This is a genomic window from Streptomyces sp. HPF1205, assembly GCF_020400825.1.
In the GTDB taxonomy this organism is placed as follows: Bacteria; Actinomycetota; Actinomycetes; order Streptomycetales; family Streptomycetaceae; genus Actinacidiphila.
In genome coordinates this window covers 1-246 of sequence record NZ_JAINVH010000181.1, presented here as the reverse complement: position 1 = coordinate 246, position 246 = coordinate 1, and the positions used below count along the sequence as shown (strand labels likewise).

The window sequence follows — 246 nt, the reverse complement described above, 5'->3', positions numbered from 1 at the left end:
GGTTCTGGATCACTTTCCGTGCAACGCTGACGGACGGTCACGGACCCCAGCCCGGCTGCCGGGCGGTCACGCGGCCAGGAGGACGCGCTTGCGTAGCAGGGCCAGGCCGGCCCGGCCGAACATCTGCCGCTTCAGCATCTTGATCCGGTTCACCTGCCCCTCGACCGCCCCCGAGCTGAACGGCAACGTCAGCCCCGCCTCCACCGCCCGCAGATCACACCCGATCCCGTTCACGAACGACACCAG

At 69.1% G+C, this 246-nt stretch carries 1 pseudogene; it reads right to left on the bottom strand.

The annotated features are described in order from the left end of the window. Positions 1-66 precede the first annotated feature (66 nt). Positions 67-246 (bottom strand): annotated as a pseudogene (locus K7G61_RS36205) (ISL3 family transposase); the annotation flags it as partial.